The sequence below is a fragment of the Agreia pratensis genome (assembly GCF_900177685.1).
GTDB classification, from domain to species: Bacteria; Actinomycetota; Actinomycetes; order Actinomycetales; family Microbacteriaceae; genus Agreia; species Agreia pratensis.
In genome coordinates, this window is the sequence record NZ_FXAY01000001.1 from 402,767 (window position 1) to 418,555 (window position 15,789).

16 protein-coding genes are annotated in these 15,789 nt (G+C 65.4%); 7 read left to right on the forward strand and 9 right to left on the reverse strand.

All coding sequences use genetic code 11. The features are described from left to right. Window positions 1–36: 36 nt before the first annotated feature. From B9Y86_RS01935 to B9Y86_RS01960, 6 genes are read left to right on the forward strand one after another with little or no spacing between them, the layout of a single operon-like run. On the forward strand, window positions 37–774 hold the full coding sequence (locus tag B9Y86_RS01935; protein WP_085482418.1) for a glycosyltransferase family 2 protein: 738 nt from the start codon (window positions 37–39) through the stop codon (window positions 772–774). Further along, entirely contained in the window at window positions 771–1,136 is a 366-nt protein-coding gene (locus B9Y86_RS01940; RefSeq protein ID WP_055775480.1) for a DUF2304 domain-containing protein, read from the forward strand. The genes B9Y86_RS01935 and B9Y86_RS01940 overlap by 4 nt, the downstream gene beginning before the upstream one ends. Further along, a complete protein-coding gene (locus B9Y86_RS01945; RefSeq protein ID WP_176223223.1) occupies window positions 1,133–2,686 on the forward strand; it encodes a DUF2142 domain-containing protein in 1,554 nt (517 codons plus the stop codon). The genes B9Y86_RS01940 and B9Y86_RS01945 overlap by 4 nt, the downstream gene beginning before the upstream one ends. Then, window positions 2,679–4,253 (forward strand): DUF2142 domain-containing protein, encoded by a 1,575-nt coding sequence (locus B9Y86_RS01950; RefSeq protein WP_085482423.1) that lies wholly within the window; start codon window positions 2,679–2,681, stop codon window positions 4,251–4,253. Before B9Y86_RS01945 ends, B9Y86_RS01950 begins: the two co-directional genes overlap by 8 nt. Continuing rightward, window positions 4,225–5,376: a glycosyltransferase family 4 protein gene (locus B9Y86_RS01955; protein WP_244894592.1), complete on the forward strand. Its 1,152-nt coding sequence runs from the start codon at window positions 4,225–4,227 to the stop codon at window positions 5,374–5,376. The genes B9Y86_RS01950 and B9Y86_RS01955 overlap by 29 nt, the downstream gene beginning before the upstream one ends. Next, the gene (locus B9Y86_RS01960) at window positions 5,373–6,236 is read left to right on the forward strand and encodes a glycosyltransferase family 2 protein (protein WP_085483695.1); all 864 of its coding nucleotides are present in this window, start codon (window positions 5,373–5,375) and stop codon (window positions 6,234–6,236) included. The genes B9Y86_RS01955 and B9Y86_RS01960 overlap by 4 nt, the downstream gene beginning before the upstream one ends. An 18-nt stretch (window positions 6,237–6,254) precedes the next feature. Here the strand turns inward: B9Y86_RS01960 and B9Y86_RS01965 are convergent, their stop codons facing one another. From B9Y86_RS01965 to rfbA, 4 genes are read right to left on the reverse strand one after another with little or no spacing between them, the layout of a single operon-like run. Then, entirely contained in the window at window positions 6,255–7,181 is a 927-nt protein-coding gene (locus B9Y86_RS01965; RefSeq protein WP_085482427.1) for a glycosyltransferase, read from the reverse strand. Further along, window positions 7,171–8,403: a polysaccharide biosynthesis protein gene (locus tag B9Y86_RS01970; RefSeq protein ID WP_085482429.1), complete on the reverse strand. Its 1,233-nt coding sequence runs from the start codon at window positions 8,401–8,403 to the stop codon at window positions 7,171–7,173. The genes B9Y86_RS01965 and B9Y86_RS01970 overlap by 11 nt, the downstream gene beginning before the upstream one ends. Then, complete coding sequence (gene rffA / locus B9Y86_RS01975; protein WP_085482431.1) at window positions 8,400–9,536, reverse strand: dTDP-4-amino-4,6-dideoxygalactose transaminase; 1,137 nt, start codon at window positions 9,534–9,536, stop codon at window positions 8,400–8,402. Before rffA ends, B9Y86_RS01970 begins: the two co-directional genes overlap by 4 nt. A 3-nt stretch (window positions 9,537–9,539) precedes the next feature. Further along, window positions 9,540–10,406, reverse strand: a complete 867-nt coding sequence (rfbA, locus tag B9Y86_RS01980; RefSeq protein WP_085482433.1) for a glucose-1-phosphate thymidylyltransferase RfbA — start codon at window positions 10,404–10,406, stop codon at window positions 9,540–9,542. Window positions 10,407–10,621: 215 nt separating this feature from the next. Here rfbA and B9Y86_RS01985 point away from each other — a divergent pair, with 215 nt between their 5' ends. Further along, complete coding sequence (locus B9Y86_RS01985; RefSeq protein ID WP_085482435.1) at window positions 10,622–11,764, forward strand: glycosyltransferase family 4 protein; 1,143 nt, start codon at window positions 10,622–10,624, stop codon at window positions 11,762–11,764. 30 nt (window positions 11,765–11,794) lie between these two features. On the opposite strand, the gene B9Y86_RS01990 is transcribed toward B9Y86_RS01985, so the two are convergent. From B9Y86_RS01990 to B9Y86_RS02010, 5 genes are read right to left on the reverse strand one after another with little or no spacing between them, the layout of a single operon-like run. Beyond that, a complete protein-coding gene (locus tag B9Y86_RS01990) occupies window positions 11,795–13,159 on the reverse strand; it encodes an LCP family protein (RefSeq protein ID WP_085482437.1) in 1,365 nt (454 codons plus the stop codon). After that, the gene (purE, locus tag B9Y86_RS01995) at window positions 13,156–13,656 is read right to left on the reverse strand and encodes a 5-(carboxyamino)imidazole ribonucleotide mutase (protein WP_085482439.1); all 501 of its coding nucleotides are present in this window, start codon (window positions 13,654–13,656) and stop codon (window positions 13,156–13,158) included. The genes B9Y86_RS01990 and purE overlap by 4 nt, the downstream gene beginning before the upstream one ends. A gap of 16 nt (window positions 13,657–13,672) precedes the next feature. After that, window positions 13,673–14,809 (reverse strand): 5-(carboxyamino)imidazole ribonucleotide synthase, encoded by a 1,137-nt coding sequence (locus B9Y86_RS02000; RefSeq protein ID WP_139824689.1) that lies wholly within the window; start codon window positions 14,807–14,809, stop codon window positions 13,673–13,675. Window positions 14,810–14,818: 9 nt separating this feature from the next. Next, a complete protein-coding gene (locus B9Y86_RS02005; protein WP_085482441.1) occupies window positions 14,819–15,025 on the reverse strand; it encodes a hypothetical protein in 207 nt (68 codons plus the stop codon). A gap of 9 nt (window positions 15,026–15,034) precedes the next feature. Beyond that, window positions 15,035–15,784, reverse strand: a complete 750-nt coding sequence (locus B9Y86_RS02010) for a PH domain-containing protein (protein ID WP_085482443.1) — start codon at window positions 15,782–15,784, stop codon at window positions 15,035–15,037. Window positions 15,785–15,789: the final 5 nt, after the last annotated feature.

The window sequence follows — 15,789 nt, forward strand, 5'->3', positions numbered from 1 at the left end:
CCCTCGTCGGTCACGAGGGGCGCTTATGATGGTCGGATGCCCAGCCCCTTCGACGGCACACTCATCGTGATGCCCGCATTCAACGAGGAAGAGGTCGTCGGCAACGTCGTTCGCGAGGTTCTCGGTACTTTTCCCGGCATCCACTGCCTTGTCGTCGACGACGGCTCGAGCGATGCTACGTCGGCAGAGGCCGCTGCCGCCGGGGCCATCGTCGCCTCGTTGCCGTTCAACCTCGGCGTCGGTGGAGCGATGCGCGTGGGCTTCAAGTACGCGCTCGAGCACGGCTACGCAAACGTCATCCAGATCGATTCAGACGGCCAGCACGACCCTGTCGGCGTGCCCGCTCTCATCGAACAGCTCGAAACGCACGACCTCGTTCTCGGTGCCCGCTTCGCGGGAGAGGGTGAGTATTCCGTGCGCGGCCCCCGTCGATGGGCGATGCTGATGCTGTCGAGCATCCTCAGCCGCCTCGCGGGCACGAGACTCACCGACACGACGTCGGGCTTCCGTGCGAGCGGTCCCCGTGCCGTGCGATTGTTCGCCGCTCACTACCCCGCCGAATATCTGGGCGACACCGTCGAATCGCTCGTCATCGCAGCACGGGCCCGCCTCACGGTCAGCCAGGTGGCCGTCGCCATGCGTCCACGTGCGGGCGGACGCCCATCCCACAACCCCTTCAAAGCAGCGATCTATCTCGGTCGCGCGGTGATGGCGCTGTTCATCGCTCTGCTCCGCCCACCCGTCATCCTGCCCTCGGAGGCGTCGACCCGATGACCATCGCCACATACCTTCTCGGGGTCTTCTCGGCCCTGCTCACCCTCGGTGTCGTCATCGAGATGCTGCGCCGTAGGCGGCTGCGCGAACGCCACGCCGTATGGTGGCTGCTGGCGGGAACACTCGCGCTTCTCGTCGGCCTGTTCCCGGATATTCTCGGCTGGGCCGCGAGCCTCGTCGGAGTCGCGGTGCCGACCAACCTCATCTTCTTCGTGAGTATGGCGGTGCTCTTTCTCGTGTCGATCCAGCACAGCGCCGAGCTCACCGATCTCGAGACGAAGACCCGAGTTCTCGCCGAGACCGCCGCCCTGCAGCAGCTGCGCATCGAAGAGCTTGAGAAGTCGATTCGGAAAGAATCGTGAGCTCGGTTCCGTTGAAAACCGGCAAGGGTCGGTGGAAGATCTTCGCCGGAGCCTGGATCGCACTGTCGCTTCTCGCAACCGCGTGGGCGATCTCTTCGCCCATCAGCTCCGGCCCCGACGAACCCGCGCATATCGTCAAGGCAGCATCGGTCGTTCGAGGCGAACTCGTCGGACCGCAGGGAACGTACGGCAACGAGGTCGCCGTGCCGAACTACGTTTCGTGGACCAACGCGCAGACCTGTTTCGTCTTCAAACCGGCCGTGCCCGCCGATTGCGCGCCCGCTATCGAAGGCGACCCAGCCGAGACCGTCGTCGGCACCACGACGGCGGGCTACAACAACCCGGTCTACTACGCCTTGGTCGGATGGCCATCGCTGGTCTTCTCCGATACGACGGGCATCTACGCCATGCGCATCGTCAGCGGCCTCCTGTCGTCGGGCATGCTCGCTCTGGCGTTCATGCTCGTCTCCACCTGGCGTCGACCGACGATCCCGGCGATCGGCCTGGTCGCGGCGATCACACCGATGGTGCTCTATGTGAACGGCCTCGTGAACCCCAGTTCGTTCGAGATCTCCGGCACCATCGCCGCCTTCGTGGCCATGCTCACCATCGTCACGCAACCAGACGAGCGGCTCCTTCGCGGGCGCGCCATCATCCTGGTGGCGGTCTCGGTCTTGGTAGCGAATACGCGCACGATCTCTCCGTTGTGGATCGCGATCGCCATCGTCGTGCCGCTTCTGCTGCTGCCGTGGCGCGAACTGGGCGGGCTGCTTCGTCGACGCGTCGTCCTCATCTCCGCCGCAATCGTCGCGCTGGCTGCAGCGTTCTCCGTCGCGTGGACACCGATCAGCACGCGCCTGGCCTCTGACGCCGCCGCCGGCGCCCCGAAGACGCCGGTCATCACGACGGTCTTCCCCGATGTGGGCCAGAGCCCGTTCTTCGGCTTCGTCAAGATGGTGACTCTCACGTTCACCAACGGGGCCGACATGATCGGAAACTTCGGCTGGATGGATACGCCGGTTCCCGCCACGACGATCGTGATCTGGACGATGCTCATCGGCGTCATCCTGCTCGCCGGATTCGTACTGCTCCGAGGTCGCCGCGCTCTTGTGGGCGCTGCCCTGCTTCTGCTCGCCCTCGTGCTGCCCGCGCTGATTCAAGCCGCGTTCATCACGACGGGCGGCTTCATCTGGCAGGGTCGCTACGGTCTTCCGATCTTCGTCATGCTCATCTTCGGTGTCGCCGCTCTCGTGAGCCTCTCGGTCGAGAACTCGCGGCCCGCTCCGGCGCTACTCACGCGCTTGGTGCTCGCCGTTCTCGTCGGCTTCATCGCGGGCCAAGGCTACGGCTTCCTGAAGGCCATGCGCCGAAACGTGATCGGCAGCGACACCTCGTGGAAGCAGCTGATCACCGACCCGCAGTGGATTCCGCCGGGAGGAGTGATGCTCTCGCTCGCGCTCTTCGCCGTAGGCCTCGTGACGTTGGCCGTCGTTGTTCTCCGCATTCGTTCAGCAGAGCGCCGTGCTGAGGTAGTCGGGCAGAATGCCTAGCAAGACCGCGCACTGGAGAGTCTTCCTCACGGCCTGGGTTGCTCTCTCCCTGATGTCGATCGCGTGGGCACTCGCGTCTCCGCTGGGCTCGGGTCCAGACGAGCCCGCCCACATCATCAAGGCCGCGTCGGTGGTGCGCGGTGAGCTCGTCGGCCCGCAGGGTGACACAGGAAATATCGTCGAGGTCCCCCGCTCAGCGGCGTGGACCGCCACGCAAGACTGTTATCGCTTCGACCTCAACCAGGATGCCGGATGCGCGCCGGGCCTCGAGGGTTCGGGTTCCGAGACGGTCACGACCGAGACGTCGGCCGGCTACAATAACCCTGTCTACTACGCCGCCGTCGGTTGGCCGAGCCTGCTCCTGACCGGAGAGTCAGGCCTCTACGCTGTGCGCATCGTGTCGGCGCTCATCTCGTCGGCCATGCTGGCCTGCGCTTTTATGCTCGTCGCCGGATGGCAAAGACGATCCGTTCCGGCGGTGGGCCTTCTCGTCGCGCTGACCCCCATGGTGATCTACGTCAACGGAGTGGTCAATCCGAGCGCATTCGAGATCTCGGGCAGCCTCGCCGTCTTCGCTGCCATGCTGTCGATCGTGCTGCATCCGAATCGGGAGCTTCTCGTGCAGCGCCTCACGATCGTGGCCGTCTCAGCGGTGCTCGCTCTCGGCGCCCGCACAGTCTCACCGCTGTGGGTCGCCCTTGCCATCGTGCTTCCGCTTCTCCTCCTGGGCCGGCGTGGCCTCGCTCCCCTGCTGCGCAATCGGGCTGTGATCGTGAGTGCGATCGTGGTCGCCCTCGTCGCCATCGCCGCCGTCGCGTGGAACCCGATCAGCACACGCCTCGCCGTCGACGCGAGAACGACGCCGTCGTCGACCAGCGGCTTCGAGGTGTTTCCCGACGTGGGCAGCAGCCCGCTCTTCGGCTTCATGAAGATGATCACGCTGAGTGTCACCAACGGCAACGACATGATCGGCAACTTCGGCTGGATGGACACTCCGGTTCCTGACACGACAATCGTCGTCTGGACCGTGCTGCTCGGTGCGCTCGTTCTTGCCGCCATCTATCTGCTGCGTCGGAGGCAGGCCGTTTTCGGCCTCGCCCTGGTCCTGTGCTTCTTCTTTGTGCCCCCGCTGATCCAAGCCGCGTTCATCACGACCGGCGGGTACATCTGGCAGGGGCGATACGGGTTGCCGACGCTGACCATGCTCGCCTTCGGACTGGCTGCAGTGCTCGCGAGCGTGATCCCGCACAAGGGAAAATCACGTCCGCCGATCGGCTCCGCTACCCGTATCGTCGCCATCATCGCAGCGGTCTTCGTCTATGCGCAGTCCTACGCGTTCGCCAGTGCAGTGCACCGATTCACCGTGGGAAGCTCGACGGCGTGGAAGCAGATGGTCACTCAGCCTGCCTGGGCACCCCCGGGCGGCGTCGTGCTGTCGCTTGCCATCTTCGGCGCGGGCGCGCTGCTTCTCGCCGCCGTTGTCGTGTCATTGCACCTGATGAAGAATCCGTTCGATCATGACGAGAAGGAGGGACGTCGTGAAGACCTCACCCCACGTACTGTTTGATGCCACGTCGATCCCCCCGAACCACGGCGGCGTGGCCCGGTTCATCTCCGGGCTGCTCTCCGGCCTCGAACAGAGCGGCGAATTCGTCGATGTCGTCGCGAAAAGACACGACATCCCAGTCCTTCACGACGTCGCTCCAGGCCACAACTACCTCGTGGCTCCGCCGCTCGTCTCGCGACGCGGCGGTCGTTTCCTCTGGGAGCAGACGGGGCTTCCGGCACTCGCTCTGCGCCGCCACGCCGACGTCATCTATTCCCCGCACTACACCTTTCCCTTGATCACGCGTGCTCGACGCGTGGTCACATTGCACGACGCCACGTTCTTCAGCTCTCCAGAGGCGCACTCGAGGGTGAAGGCCCTCTTCTTCCGCACGTGGATCCGCTGGGCGAACGCGCGCGCCGACCGGCTGGTCGCCGCGAGCAGGGCCACCGCCGACGAGGTCCAGCGTTACGTCGCGCACGCCCAGCACACCATCGACGTCGGGTATCTCGGCGTCGACCCCCGCGTCTTCGCTCCCCCGGCCCTCGACGCCATCGCCGGCGCCCGACGCGAGATCGGTCTCGAACCCGAGCAGCCATGGATCGCCTTCCTGGGCACAATCGAGCCGCGCAAGAACATCCCCGCCCTCATCGCTGCACACGCGAGTCTTCGAGAGGCCGACCCGTCGACGCCCGTGCTCGTGCTCTCGGGCGCCCGCGGATGGGACGAAGAAGCGAACGACGCGCTCGATCGCAACGCCCAGCTGCCCCCCGAGCGACGTCCTGTCATCGAAGCCGGCTACCTTCCACTCGAGCTTCTGTCAGCCTTCCTCGGCGGCTCCGAGCTCGTCGTCTATCCGAGCTTGGGCGAGGGGTTCGGCCTGCCCGTGCTCGAGGCGATGTCGAGCGGAGCAGCCGTGTTGACGACCCGGCGTCTCTCCATCCCCGAGGTGGGGGGCGACGCCGTCGCATACGCCGAGCCCGACGCCGAATCTCTCGCGACCGAGATGCGCGCGCTGCTCGATCATCCCGAGCGTCGAGCCGACCTGGCAGCATCCGGTCTCGCCCGCAGCGCTCGCTTCACCTGGAGCGAGTGCGCCGCGGTGTACTCCCGCTCCTTCGCCGACGCAGGGGCACGCTCGTGAGCGCGGCCAAGGCTGGTGTCGTGACGGTCAGCTACGGTTCCGAGGGCGTACTCAACGGCTTCTTCTCCTCGCTCGACGTCGCGAGCGCCACCCCGCTGCAGGCGGTCGTGGCCGACAACCGACCAGAGGCCGGAGCTGCCGTGCGAGAACTCGCCGAACGCTACGGAGTCACGTACCTTCCCATGACTGGCAACCTGGGCTACGGCGGCGCCATGAATGCGGCGGTCCGCAGCTTGCCCACAGATATCCCCTGGGTGCTGGTGAGCAACCCCGACATCGAGATCCAGCCGGGTGCGATCGACGAGTTGGTGCGCGTCGGCGAATCGGATGCCCGAATCGGCGCCGTCGGGCCGCTGGTCGAAACGGACGGCGAGATCTATCCCTCCGCCCGCGCCATTCCCTCGCTGCGTATGGGTCTCGGACACGCGCTTTTCGCCAACATCTGGCCGTCGAATCCGTGGAGCCGCCGCTACCACAGCGACAACGAGCGCCCGCCCCGCGAGCGTGACGCGGGCTGGCTCTCCGGCTCATGCCTCCTCATCCGTCGAGAGGCCTTCGATGCAGTGGGAGGATTCGACGATCGATTCTTCATGTACTTCGAGGATGTCGATCTCGGCTACCGGCTCAGCAAGGCGGGCTGGCGCAACAGGTACGCCCCATCCGCCACCGTCATGCATGCCGGTGCGCACTCAACCGACGAGAACTCCACGAAGATGGTGCTCGTGCACCACGAGAGCGCCTACCTCTTCGTCGCCAGCAAATACCGCGGCTGGTACCTCGCTCCGGTACGCCTTGCCGCACGCATCGGACTCGCGGCCCGCGCGTTCCTCGTCACGAGGGTCTTCAATCGCCGACGGTGAACCGCCCGCGCCGCGAGGTCAACCGAGTCGGCGCGAGAGCGAGGGCGGCACGAGACCGTCGCGCCCTCGGAACGAGTCCCGATACCCCGCGACCATCGCCGCGGCTATCGCACGCCGGTTCGGGCTGAACGCCAGACGCAGCAGATGTGCCTTCGTCTCTTCGCCCAGACGGCGCAGCACCCATGACGGGTCCTTCACCAGGTAGCGCCGGGTGAGGGTCGTGCCGTTGCGGGCGATGTAATAGACCCTCTTCGGCGAATGATAGTTGTAGCTGATCTCACGACCGAGCACGCGCAGCGGCCGCCCGAACAGCCGCGCAGGGTCGCGCCGTCCGAGTTGATGCCGGATGTCGCATCCGGCCCCCACAAGCACGTCGAGACCGGCGGCACGCACCCGGGCCGTGTACTCGCTGTCGACGCCGTCGATCACGAGCCCTTCGTCGAGGTGACCTATGGTCTCGATCGTCTCGCGAGCGATGACGAAGCCCGACTGCATGGGATCGAAGGCGACGGCGAATCCGGCGATGTTTCCGCGCACGTGTACGCTGTGGCCGCTGTACGACGAGGCGACGACGAACCCGACCCTGCGGCCTGCCGCGCGCGCTCGGCGAAAGGTCGACAGAGCACGATCGGCGTAGTCGGCGACCGGAACCGAGTCCTGGTCGAAGGTGACGAAGAAGTCGGGGCGCCAGCTCTTCTCAGCGTCGCGGATACCGGCGTTCAGAGTCGCGGCGATGCCCGCGTTCTGCGGTCGGCGGATCACCCGCACGCCGGTGGCCTCGATCGCGTCGAGGCGATCGGCGAATTCGGCGGGCGACCCGTCGTCGACGATCACGACGTGCTCGAACTGCTCGGCCAGAGATATGGCCGTGGCGACCAGCTCTGCGTCTGGGCGATACGAGGCCACGATCGCAGCGACTCCGGATGCGCGTGACTCAGCGGACATGGTGTTCGTCTCCCTCGCGGCGCAGCTCACGGAATGCAGGGATGGCGAGAGCCGCGCAGAGCACGGCTTCGCTGAGTGCCATGCCGAGGGCGATCAGCGGGGCGTGGCCCGACAACCCGGCCACGAGCATCGCGGCGATGCCGAGCACGGCTGAGATCAGCGTCCAGCGCAGGATGAGCCGCTGACGTCCCGCGGGGATCAGAACGTTGCGCATCAGAGGTGTGCCGGCCGAGAGAAAGAGGAATGCGATGCCGTAGTAGAGGCACACCTCAACGGTGGCGCGCGCCTGCCCCGCGAACAGGATCTCGCTGACCCACGGCCCCGCGGCTACGAGGATCACGAGTCCCGCGACCCCGAGACCGATGTGCGCCCATAAGGCGAACGCGTGACGCTGCCGCCTGTTGGCGATGCCGGGTTCGATGGTCCAACTCTGAAAGGCGTTGCCCAGGGCCACCACGGTGAAGAGGCCGAAGCGATACAGGGTGTCGGCCGTCGACAGGCTTCCGGATGCGAGTGGGCTCGTCGTCGCCGTCGCGATCGGCGCGGGGGTGGATGCGTATGCGCTTCCCGCCATGCTGATGCCGGCGGTGTGACGCTGCGACCGCAGGTCGCGGAGCGCCGCGCCGAGCGGCTTCGGGAGCCACACGCCTCCGGGAGAGAAGCGGCGGTGAAAGAGCATGAGACTGATGACCGTCGCGGCGGCGAGTACGAGGGTGTAGCTCCACACCTGCTGGGTCGCGAGCAGCAGCGGTACGGCCACCAGGGTCGCCGCGAACCTCGGAATGGTGTCGTAGTAGGCGAGCAGCTTCGGCTGGCCGAGTCCGATGCAGAACCAGGCCGGCGACATTCCGACGAGCGCCGTGGCCAGTGTCATCGAGACCGCTTCGACACGGAACTCCGGCACGGCGACGAACGCCGCGATGACCGATGCGATGGGGAGCGCGAACACCATCAGCACGATCCTCGTGCGAACGCTTCGAAGGTAGACCGTCGCTCTCTCCTCTGGCGTCGTCGCACGGGCGATGGCGACCGGCCCGTCGACGTTCCATCCCCACATGAGAGCGGTGGCGGCGAACGTGCCGATCGCCTGGCCGGAGATCACGCTCGACACCCCGCCTCCCCCGACGATGCCGGAGACGATCGGGAGGAGGAGGAACGGGGTGATCAGGGAGAGAAGAGGAAAGACCGTGAAGCCCGAGAGCCTCAGCAGAACAGTCTTCATCGGTGGAACGAGGTGACGGCCGCGATCACTCGGTCGACCTGGTCATCGCTCATGTCGGCCCAGAGCGGCAGGCGCACTAGTCGCTCGGAGAAGCTCTGGCTCGAGGTCAGCTCGCGCAGTCGACGGCCGAAACGCAGGCCCGCGGGGGCGGAATCGAGCGGGATGTAGTGAAATGTGCCCACGACGCCAAGCGAACGCAGATGCGCGAGAAGAGCAGTCTGGTACTCGTGGTCGGGAGCCTGGAGAAAGAACAGATGGGCGGGGTGACGTCGATCGTCCGGCACGTCCATCAATCGCACGTTCTCGGCCTCGGCCCACGTGGGAAGCCGATGCGCGTAGCTGCTCCAGATGGCGTGTCTCTTCGCCTGGATGTGGTCGAAGGAATCCAACTGCGAGTCGAGCACCGCCGCGTTGTACTCGCTCATGAGGTAGCTCGACCCGACGTCGACCCAGGTGTACTTGTCGACCTGGCCGCGCAGAAAGCGGGCACGGTTGGTGCCCTTCTCTCGCACGATCTCGGCGCGCTCGAGCATCGACGGGTCGTTGATGAGAATGGCGCCGCCCTCGCCGCAGTGCACGTTCTTGGTGTCGTGAAAACTCTGGATCGCGACCACACCGAAGGCGCCCAGCTGCTGCCCGCGATATTCGCCGCCCAGGCCGTGGGCGTTGTCCTCGATGATGGCGAGTCCGTGTTCGTCTGCTATTCGTCCGATCGACTCGAAGTCGACGGCCACTCCCCCGTAGCTGACCACCGAGATCGCTTTCGTGCGCGGTGTGATCGCTTCGGCGACCTGCTGCGGGTCGATGTTGCCGTAGCGCAGGTCGACATCGACGAATACGCAGGTCGCGCCGGTGAGAGCGATGGCGTTCGCTGCAGAGGGAAACGTGAAGCTCGGCAGAATCACCTCGTCGCCCGGTCCGAGATCCAGCAGCCGACTCGCGAGTTCGAGAGCGTGCGAACCCGACGTCGTCAGCAGTGCCGCCGGAGTCCCGGTGATGTCGGTGAGACGTCGTGTGGCCGAACGGGTGAACTCGCCGTCACCGTGTGCGTGGTCGCCCTGCACCACGCGCGCGAGATTCTCCATCTCCCGAGGCGCGTGAAACGGCTTCGAGAAGAGAATGTCTGCGGTCATCTGTCAGCGAGCGTCGAGCAGGGTGTTGAGGTAGGCACCGTATCCACTCTTCACGAGAGGCGCCGCCAGGGCTCGAAGCTGCTCGTCCGTGATCCATCCTGCACGCCAGGCGATCTCCTCGATGCATCCGATCTTGAATCCCTGGCGGTCTTCGACCACGCGCACGAACTCGGTGGCCTGAACCATCGATTCGAATGTTCCCGTGTCGAGCCATGCCGTGCCGCGATCGAGAACCTGAACCTTCAGATTGCCCTGCTTGAGGTAACGCTCGTTGACGGTCGAGATCTCGAGCTCGCCTCGAGCGCTCGGCTCGATGGTCTTCGCAATCTCGACCACGGAGTTGTCGTAGAAGTAGAGGCCGGGAACGGCGTAGTTGCTCTTGGGCTCGACAGGCTTCTCTTCGATCGACACGGCCACGTTGGCGTCGTCGAACTCCACAACGCCATAGGCGCGAGGATTGGCGACGTGGTAGGCGAAGATCAGTGCACCGTCGAAGTCGGTGTTGTTGCGCAGGCTCGAGCCGAGGCCGGTGCCGTGGAAGATGTTGTCGCCGAGCACGAGAGCGACACTCTCGTCTCCGATGAACTCTTCACCGATGATGAACGCCTGGGCCAGACCGTCGGGTGACGGCTGAACCGCGTACTCGAGGCGGATGCCGAGATCGCTGCCGTCGCCGAGGAGCGACTTGAACTGCTCGTTGTACTCGGGTGTCGTGATGATGAGGATCTCGTTGATGCCGGCCATCATCAGCGTCGACAGGGGGTAATAGATCATGGGCTTGTCATAGATCGGCATCAGCTGCTTGCTGATGCCCTTCGTGATAGGCCAGAGCCGGGTGCCGGAGCCGCCGGCGAGAATGATTCCGCGCATGGTCGAGAAGTCTACCGGGCAGCCTTTCAGGAAGCCTCATTTGACCCTGATAGGGTCGAGCGCACGGACAATTCGTCGTCTTGTTCGTTCCGCCCCGCGGCTGGTCTACCCGGTTTTAATAGGATCTGCCGCAGGTCCCGAGCGGAATTCGGATCCATGCGCGATTGTCCAGTGGGCTGCACTCTGCAGCACACTCGGGAAGTATTTGGAGACTGATGACGACCCTCAGGGTGATCATTGATCAGATGGTGGCGACAGTACCGGGGGGCATCGGTCGCTACACAGAAGAATTGACACGTGAGCTGATCGCCACGAGACCGCGCGGCTGCGACGTCGAAGGCATTATCTCGAAGGTGCCGAATGGGACGTACGAAGAGACGCTCGCTCGGCTCCCCGGGCTCCAGACTCTCACGCGCCTTCCTCTGCCGCGCCGCGAGCTCGCTCGTGCGTGGCAGCACGGTTTCTCGACGGGCGCCAAAGGGCGAGGCATGATCCACGCGCCGAGCCTTCTTGCTCCGTTGCGCAAGATCGACCGCCTGAACTCGATCGGCGAACAGGTCGCCGTCACCATCCACGATGTCGTGCCGTGGACGCATCCGGAAACCCTCACCAAGCACGGGGTCGCCTGGCACAAGGGGCTCGCCAAACGCGCGCGGCGCTATGCCGATGCCATCGTGGTGCCCACTCACGCCGTAGCCGCAGAGCTGAGCGAGTTCGTGAACTTCGGCGACCGCGTTCGCGTCATCGGTGGCGCGGTCAGCTCGAAGCTGGTCGTTCCCGACGATGCAGACGCGCGAGCTGCCGAACTCGACCTGCCGGCCGAATACATGCTCACCGTCGGCACTCTCGAGCCTCGCAAGGGGCTCGCGCCGTTGATCGAGGCACTCGCTCGGCCGGGAGTTCCCGACCTTCCCCTGCTCATCGCTGGTCCAGAAGGATGGGGTGACCTCAACGTCGCCCGCGTCGCTGCTGACGCAGGGTTGCCGCCCGAACGCGTGCGCACAATGGGATTCGTCTCAGACTCCGATCTTGCGCTGCTTCTCGACCGCGCATCGCTCTTCGTCTACCCGAGCCTCGCCGAGGGTTTCGGACTCCCCGTGATCGAGGCGATGAACTTCGGCACCCCGGTGATTCACTCCGACGTAGCGGCCCTCCTCGAGGTCACCGCCGGGGCGAGCGTGTCGGTCGAACGAGACGACGCTGCCGGGTATCCCGAGCGCATCGCCGCCGCCATCACTCGGGTTCTGGGCGACACCGAGCTGTTCGAGCGGCTGTCTGTCGGCGGCTATGACCGTTCTCGCGCGTTCAGCTGGCGCGACTCTGCCGAGAAGGTCTGGCAGCTCCACGCCGACCTCTAGCCGCTCGTCCTCTCTGAGCGACGAGCCGGCTCACTGCGTCGAGGTCTTCGACGAGCTGAGCACGAGAGCATCCATCACGGACTGCCTCACGGAGTCCCAATCGGGATTCTCGGGGTCGACAGCCGGCGGAACGAGTTCGACAGAGTCGACCGGAAGATTCTTGGTCTTCAGGGCGAGGTCGAGGAAGTAAGCCAGAGTCGACTGGGGCACGTCGGTCTTCACGACGTCTGCACCCGCCTGGGCGATTCCCTGGAACTTGCTCAGCACGTTGGCCGGCTGGAATTGCGTCAGGATCGCTGTCTGGAGTTCACGCTGGCGGCCCATGCGGTCGTAGTCGCTGGTGGTGTGCCGGGAACGCGCATACCAAAGCGCTGTCGTACCGTCCATGTGCTGCTGGCCAGGCTCGATCCACCCCTCGACCTCGTTGAGGTTCTCGTCTCCGCCGATGGGCAGTCGCTCGGTGACGTTGATGTCGACGCCGCCTAGAGCATCGATGAGTTGAGCGAAGCCCTGCATATCGATCAGCACGTAGTACTGAATCTTGATGTCGAGCGCACCCTCGATGGCGTCCTTCGTCGCCTCGATGCCCGCATTCGATCCTTCAGCCTCGGCATTCGGGTAGAGATCTTGGTCGTATGCCTCGACCCGCGGGTAGAGGAAGCTGATCTGGCAGTCGGAGCCACAGTCGTAGACGCCCGTGCCGTTCTCGTCATAGTCGGAGCCGATGAGGGGCGAGCCCTTCGGGAACGGAACCTGCTGCAGGTCACGCGGTATGCCGATCATCGTGGCCCGGCCCGTGTCTGCCTCGATGCTGACGACGGTCATACTGTCGGGGCGGAGCCCGTCGCGATCTGCTCCCGCATCTCCACCGAGCAGCAGGATGTTGTAGCGACCGTCGACGGGAGGCGCGGCATTCGCCTGCACCGCGAAGATCGAGGCGACCGTGTCGCGCGTCACATTCACGAGGTACGCGCCGTAGCCGGCACCACCCGCGAAGAGCACCAAGAGCACCGTGGTGAACCCTGCGATCCATCCGCGGGCTTTGGGGCGCGTTCGCACGAGCCGCACCAGGCGCAGGGTATCGAGCGCAAGAACGACCCACAGGACGGCGTAGGCGATGAGCACGATCTGCACGGCCCACAGGCTCCACTCGTTGGTGAAGACCGAGAAGATCATCTGGGGCCAGATGAGATAGACCACGCCTGCCACGATCGCGAGTCCGACGAGGGCGAGCGTGCAGCCGAGGCCGAAGCGCCCGAGACGCCGACTGCCGGCGAGCACCTGCGCGGATCCGGGAAGCACGAAGTTGAGCACGACCAGAACCCACGCGCGAGCGGTCATCACTTTGGGAGAGGCCACATCCGGGTAGCGGATGGGGGCGTTGACTGTAGTCATAGGCGCGCTTGCAGGTCCTGGTTCTTCATTTCGACGGAAGCGGTGAGTTCTTCGCGGTAGTCGCCGAGCTTGCCTGCGAGGGTGTCATCGAAGGTCGAGAGAATGCTCACCGCGATGAGCCCGGCGTTCTTGGCGCCGCCGATCGACACAGTCGCGACGGGGATACCCGCGGGCATCTGCACGATCGACAGGAGCGAGTCGAGGCCGTCGAGACGGGCGAGGGGAACGGGAACGCCGACGACCGGAAGGGTCGTGACCGCGGCGATCATTCCAGGCAGATGGGCGGCGCCACCGGCGCCGGCGATGATCACTTTGAGTCCGCGGTCGCGAGCGGTGCGCCCGTAATCGATCATCTTCTCGGGGGTGCGGTGAGCAGAGACGACCTGCACCTCGTGGGAGATACCGAAGTCGTTGAGAACAGCGACGGCGTCGGCCATCACAGAGAAGTCAGAGTCTGACCCCATGATGACACCGACGAGAGGCGTAATAGCGGGCATTGGCCCATGGTAAACGTCAGTTCTGGAAGAAAGCCGCTGCGGCACGCGCCTCGAACACAACCTGATCGAGGTCGTCGCCGCCGGCGGTGACGTGTCCGACCTTGCGACCCGGGCGCGGGGCCTTGCCGTAGTTGTGGAACTTCACCGTGGGCTGATCAGCGAAGGCCGCGACATAGCGGTCGGCCAGCGTTCCTTCGACGGGCCCGCCGAGCACGTTGACCATCACCGACCAGGTGTCGCGGCATCCGGTCGCACCCAACGGAAGGTCGAGCACGGCTCGCAGGTGCTGCTCGAACTGGCTCGTGGTCGAACCGTCGATAGACCAGTGCCCGGTGTTGTGGGGGCGCATCGCCAGCTCGTTCACGAGAAGGCGTTCGTCGGTGGTTTCGAAGAGCTCCACCGCGAAGACTCCGGTCACGCCGACACCCTCCGCGATGGCCGTGGCGATGTCGGCGGCTACGTCGGCGACGCGGCCCGCACTTCGCGGCGCGGGGGCGATGACCTCGGCGCAGACACCGTCTCGCTGCACTGACTCGACCACGGGCCACAACTGCATGTCGCCCGACGGTCGACGCGCGACCATCTGAGCGAGCTCACGGCTGAAATCGACACGCTCTTCAGCAAGCAGCGCTCCCCCGTTGCCGTCTTCTGCGAGCGCGACAAACCAGTCGGCGACCTCGTCGGCGTGCGACACGACGCGCACGCCCTTGCCGTCATATCCACCGCGCGGCGTCTTCACGACGGCATGACCACCATTGTCTGCGATGAACGATGCAAGCTCGTCGGCATTCGACACGGCCGCCCAGACGGGAACCGGCACACCGAGCTGCTCGAGTTTCTCGCGCATCAGAATCTTGTCTTGCGCGTACAGCAGCGCATCCGGCCCGGGCCGCACGTCGTGACCCGCCTCGACGAGCGCGTGCAGGATGGCCTGCGGCACGTGCTCGTGATCGAAGGTGATCACGTCGACGGTCTGCGCGAAAGCCATCACCGTCTCGAGGTCGAGATAGTCGCCCACCTCGGTCGCGGCGAGCGCGGCCGACGAACCGGCGTTCTCAGCCAGCACCTTGAGGTCGATGCCGAGATTCACCGCCGCCGGAATCATCATTCGAGCCAGTTGACCGCCACCGATGACACCTACGCGATATTCCACGCGTACAGCTTAGTTCGGGCGGCCCAGAATGCTGTCGGAGTGCTGTGCGACCCAGAGCTCGGCGAGGTGCAGGTCGGCCGCCTGATGAATCTCGACACCGTCGACCGTCTCGATGATGAACGGGCCCTCGCCATGACCCGAGGCCTCTCGAATATTCGCAACGTGCTCGTTGCCGACCCAGACCTGCTCGAGTTTTTCGCCTTTGAATTCCAACATGGTGAGAGGCTACTCCGGCCGACGAGGCTGCTGCTCGTCCCACCACGGATTGTCTACATCCGGTCTCCGGAATCTCACAGCATGAGCCGGAACATGCTGCGCTTCGATGAGGTCTCCGATCACCTCGGACACCAGGTCTGCTCGATGCACGTCGCGCAGAACCGCGTACTCCCCCGGCGCCGTGCCGATGCGAACGTCTCCGGTGCGGAACATCGCCTGCAGCACCGACTTGCGCACGGTCAGGTCACCGGCACGCGCGAGCATCACCTCGCTGCGGGTGTTCACCAGCAGTCCGCGGCGCAGAATGATGCGTCGAGTGGTGAGCACGTAGCGCACGCTCAACCATTTCACGGCGGGAACGACAAAAAACAGAACGGCAAGCAGCGCGCCCGCGGCGAGCACAGACCAGTTCTGCCAATCCTCCGCGAACCATCCCGAGAAGTAGCCGGTCGCGCCGGCGATGACGATCAGAAAAATCGTGGGAAAGAACAGTCGCCGGCCGTGCGAGCGGAACTTGGCGACCACGCGCTCGGGTTCTGCCGGCTCGGGAGCCGGGCCCGTCGCATCCGGAGCGCCGTGAGCGTACTGGCCCTGGGCCGATTGGCCGTGGGGCCGGATGCGCTCGGTCACCACGGTCTCGTCATAGGCGCTCGGCGCCGGGGCGGCCGAGGAGCGCTCAGCGGCGAAGACCTCGGTCGGCGCGTCCGAACCGTGGATGAGCGCACCGAAGCTCGGACGCGGGTGCTTCGGGGCGGGCATGGGGC

What these genes read in the sequence shown, in the direction of transcription:
- B9Y86_RS01935 (WP_085482418.1), top strand. Translation starts at nt 37, where the DNA reads ATGCCCAGCCCCTTCGACGGCACACTCATCGTGATGCCCGCATTCAAC.
- B9Y86_RS01940 (WP_055775480.1), top strand. Translation starts at nt 771, where the DNA reads ATGACCATCGCCACATACCTTCTCGGGGTCTTCTCGGCCCTGCTCACC.
- B9Y86_RS01950 (WP_085482423.1), top strand. Translation starts at nt 2,679, where the DNA reads ATGCCTAGCAAGACCGCGCACTGGAGAGTCTTCCTCACGGCCTGGGTT.
- B9Y86_RS01965 (WP_085482427.1), bottom strand. Translation starts at nt 7,181, where the DNA reads ATGTCCGCTGAGTCACGCGCATCCGGAGTCGCTGCGATCGTGGCCTCG.
- B9Y86_RS01970 (WP_085482429.1), bottom strand. Translation starts at nt 8,403, where the DNA reads ATGAAGACTGTTCTGCTGAGGCTCTCGGGCTTCACGGTCTTTCCTCTT.
- rffA (WP_085482431.1), bottom strand. Translation starts at nt 9,536, where the DNA reads ATGACCGCAGACATTCTCTTCTCGAAGCCGTTTCACGCGCCTCGGGAG.
- rfbA (WP_085482433.1), bottom strand. Translation starts at nt 10,406, where the DNA reads ATGCGCGGAATCATTCTCGCCGGCGGCTCCGGCACCCGGCTCTGGCCT.
- B9Y86_RS01985 (WP_085482435.1), top strand. Translation starts at nt 10,622, where the DNA reads ATGACGACCCTCAGGGTGATCATTGATCAGATGGTGGCGACAGTACCG.
- B9Y86_RS01990 (WP_085482437.1), bottom strand. Translation starts at nt 13,159, where the DNA reads ATGACTACAGTCAACGCCCCCATCCGCTACCCGGATGTGGCCTCTCCC.
- purE (WP_085482439.1), bottom strand. Translation starts at nt 13,656, where the DNA reads ATGCCCGCTATTACGCCTCTCGTCGGTGTCATCATGGGGTCAGACTCT.
- B9Y86_RS02005 (WP_085482441.1), bottom strand. Translation starts at nt 15,025, where the DNA reads ATGTTGGAATTCAAAGGCGAAAAACTCGAGCAGGTCTGGGTCGGCAAC.
- B9Y86_RS02010 (WP_085482443.1), bottom strand. Translation starts at nt 15,784, where the DNA reads ATGCCCGCCCCGAAGCACCCGCGTCCGAGCTTCGGTGCGCTCATCCAC.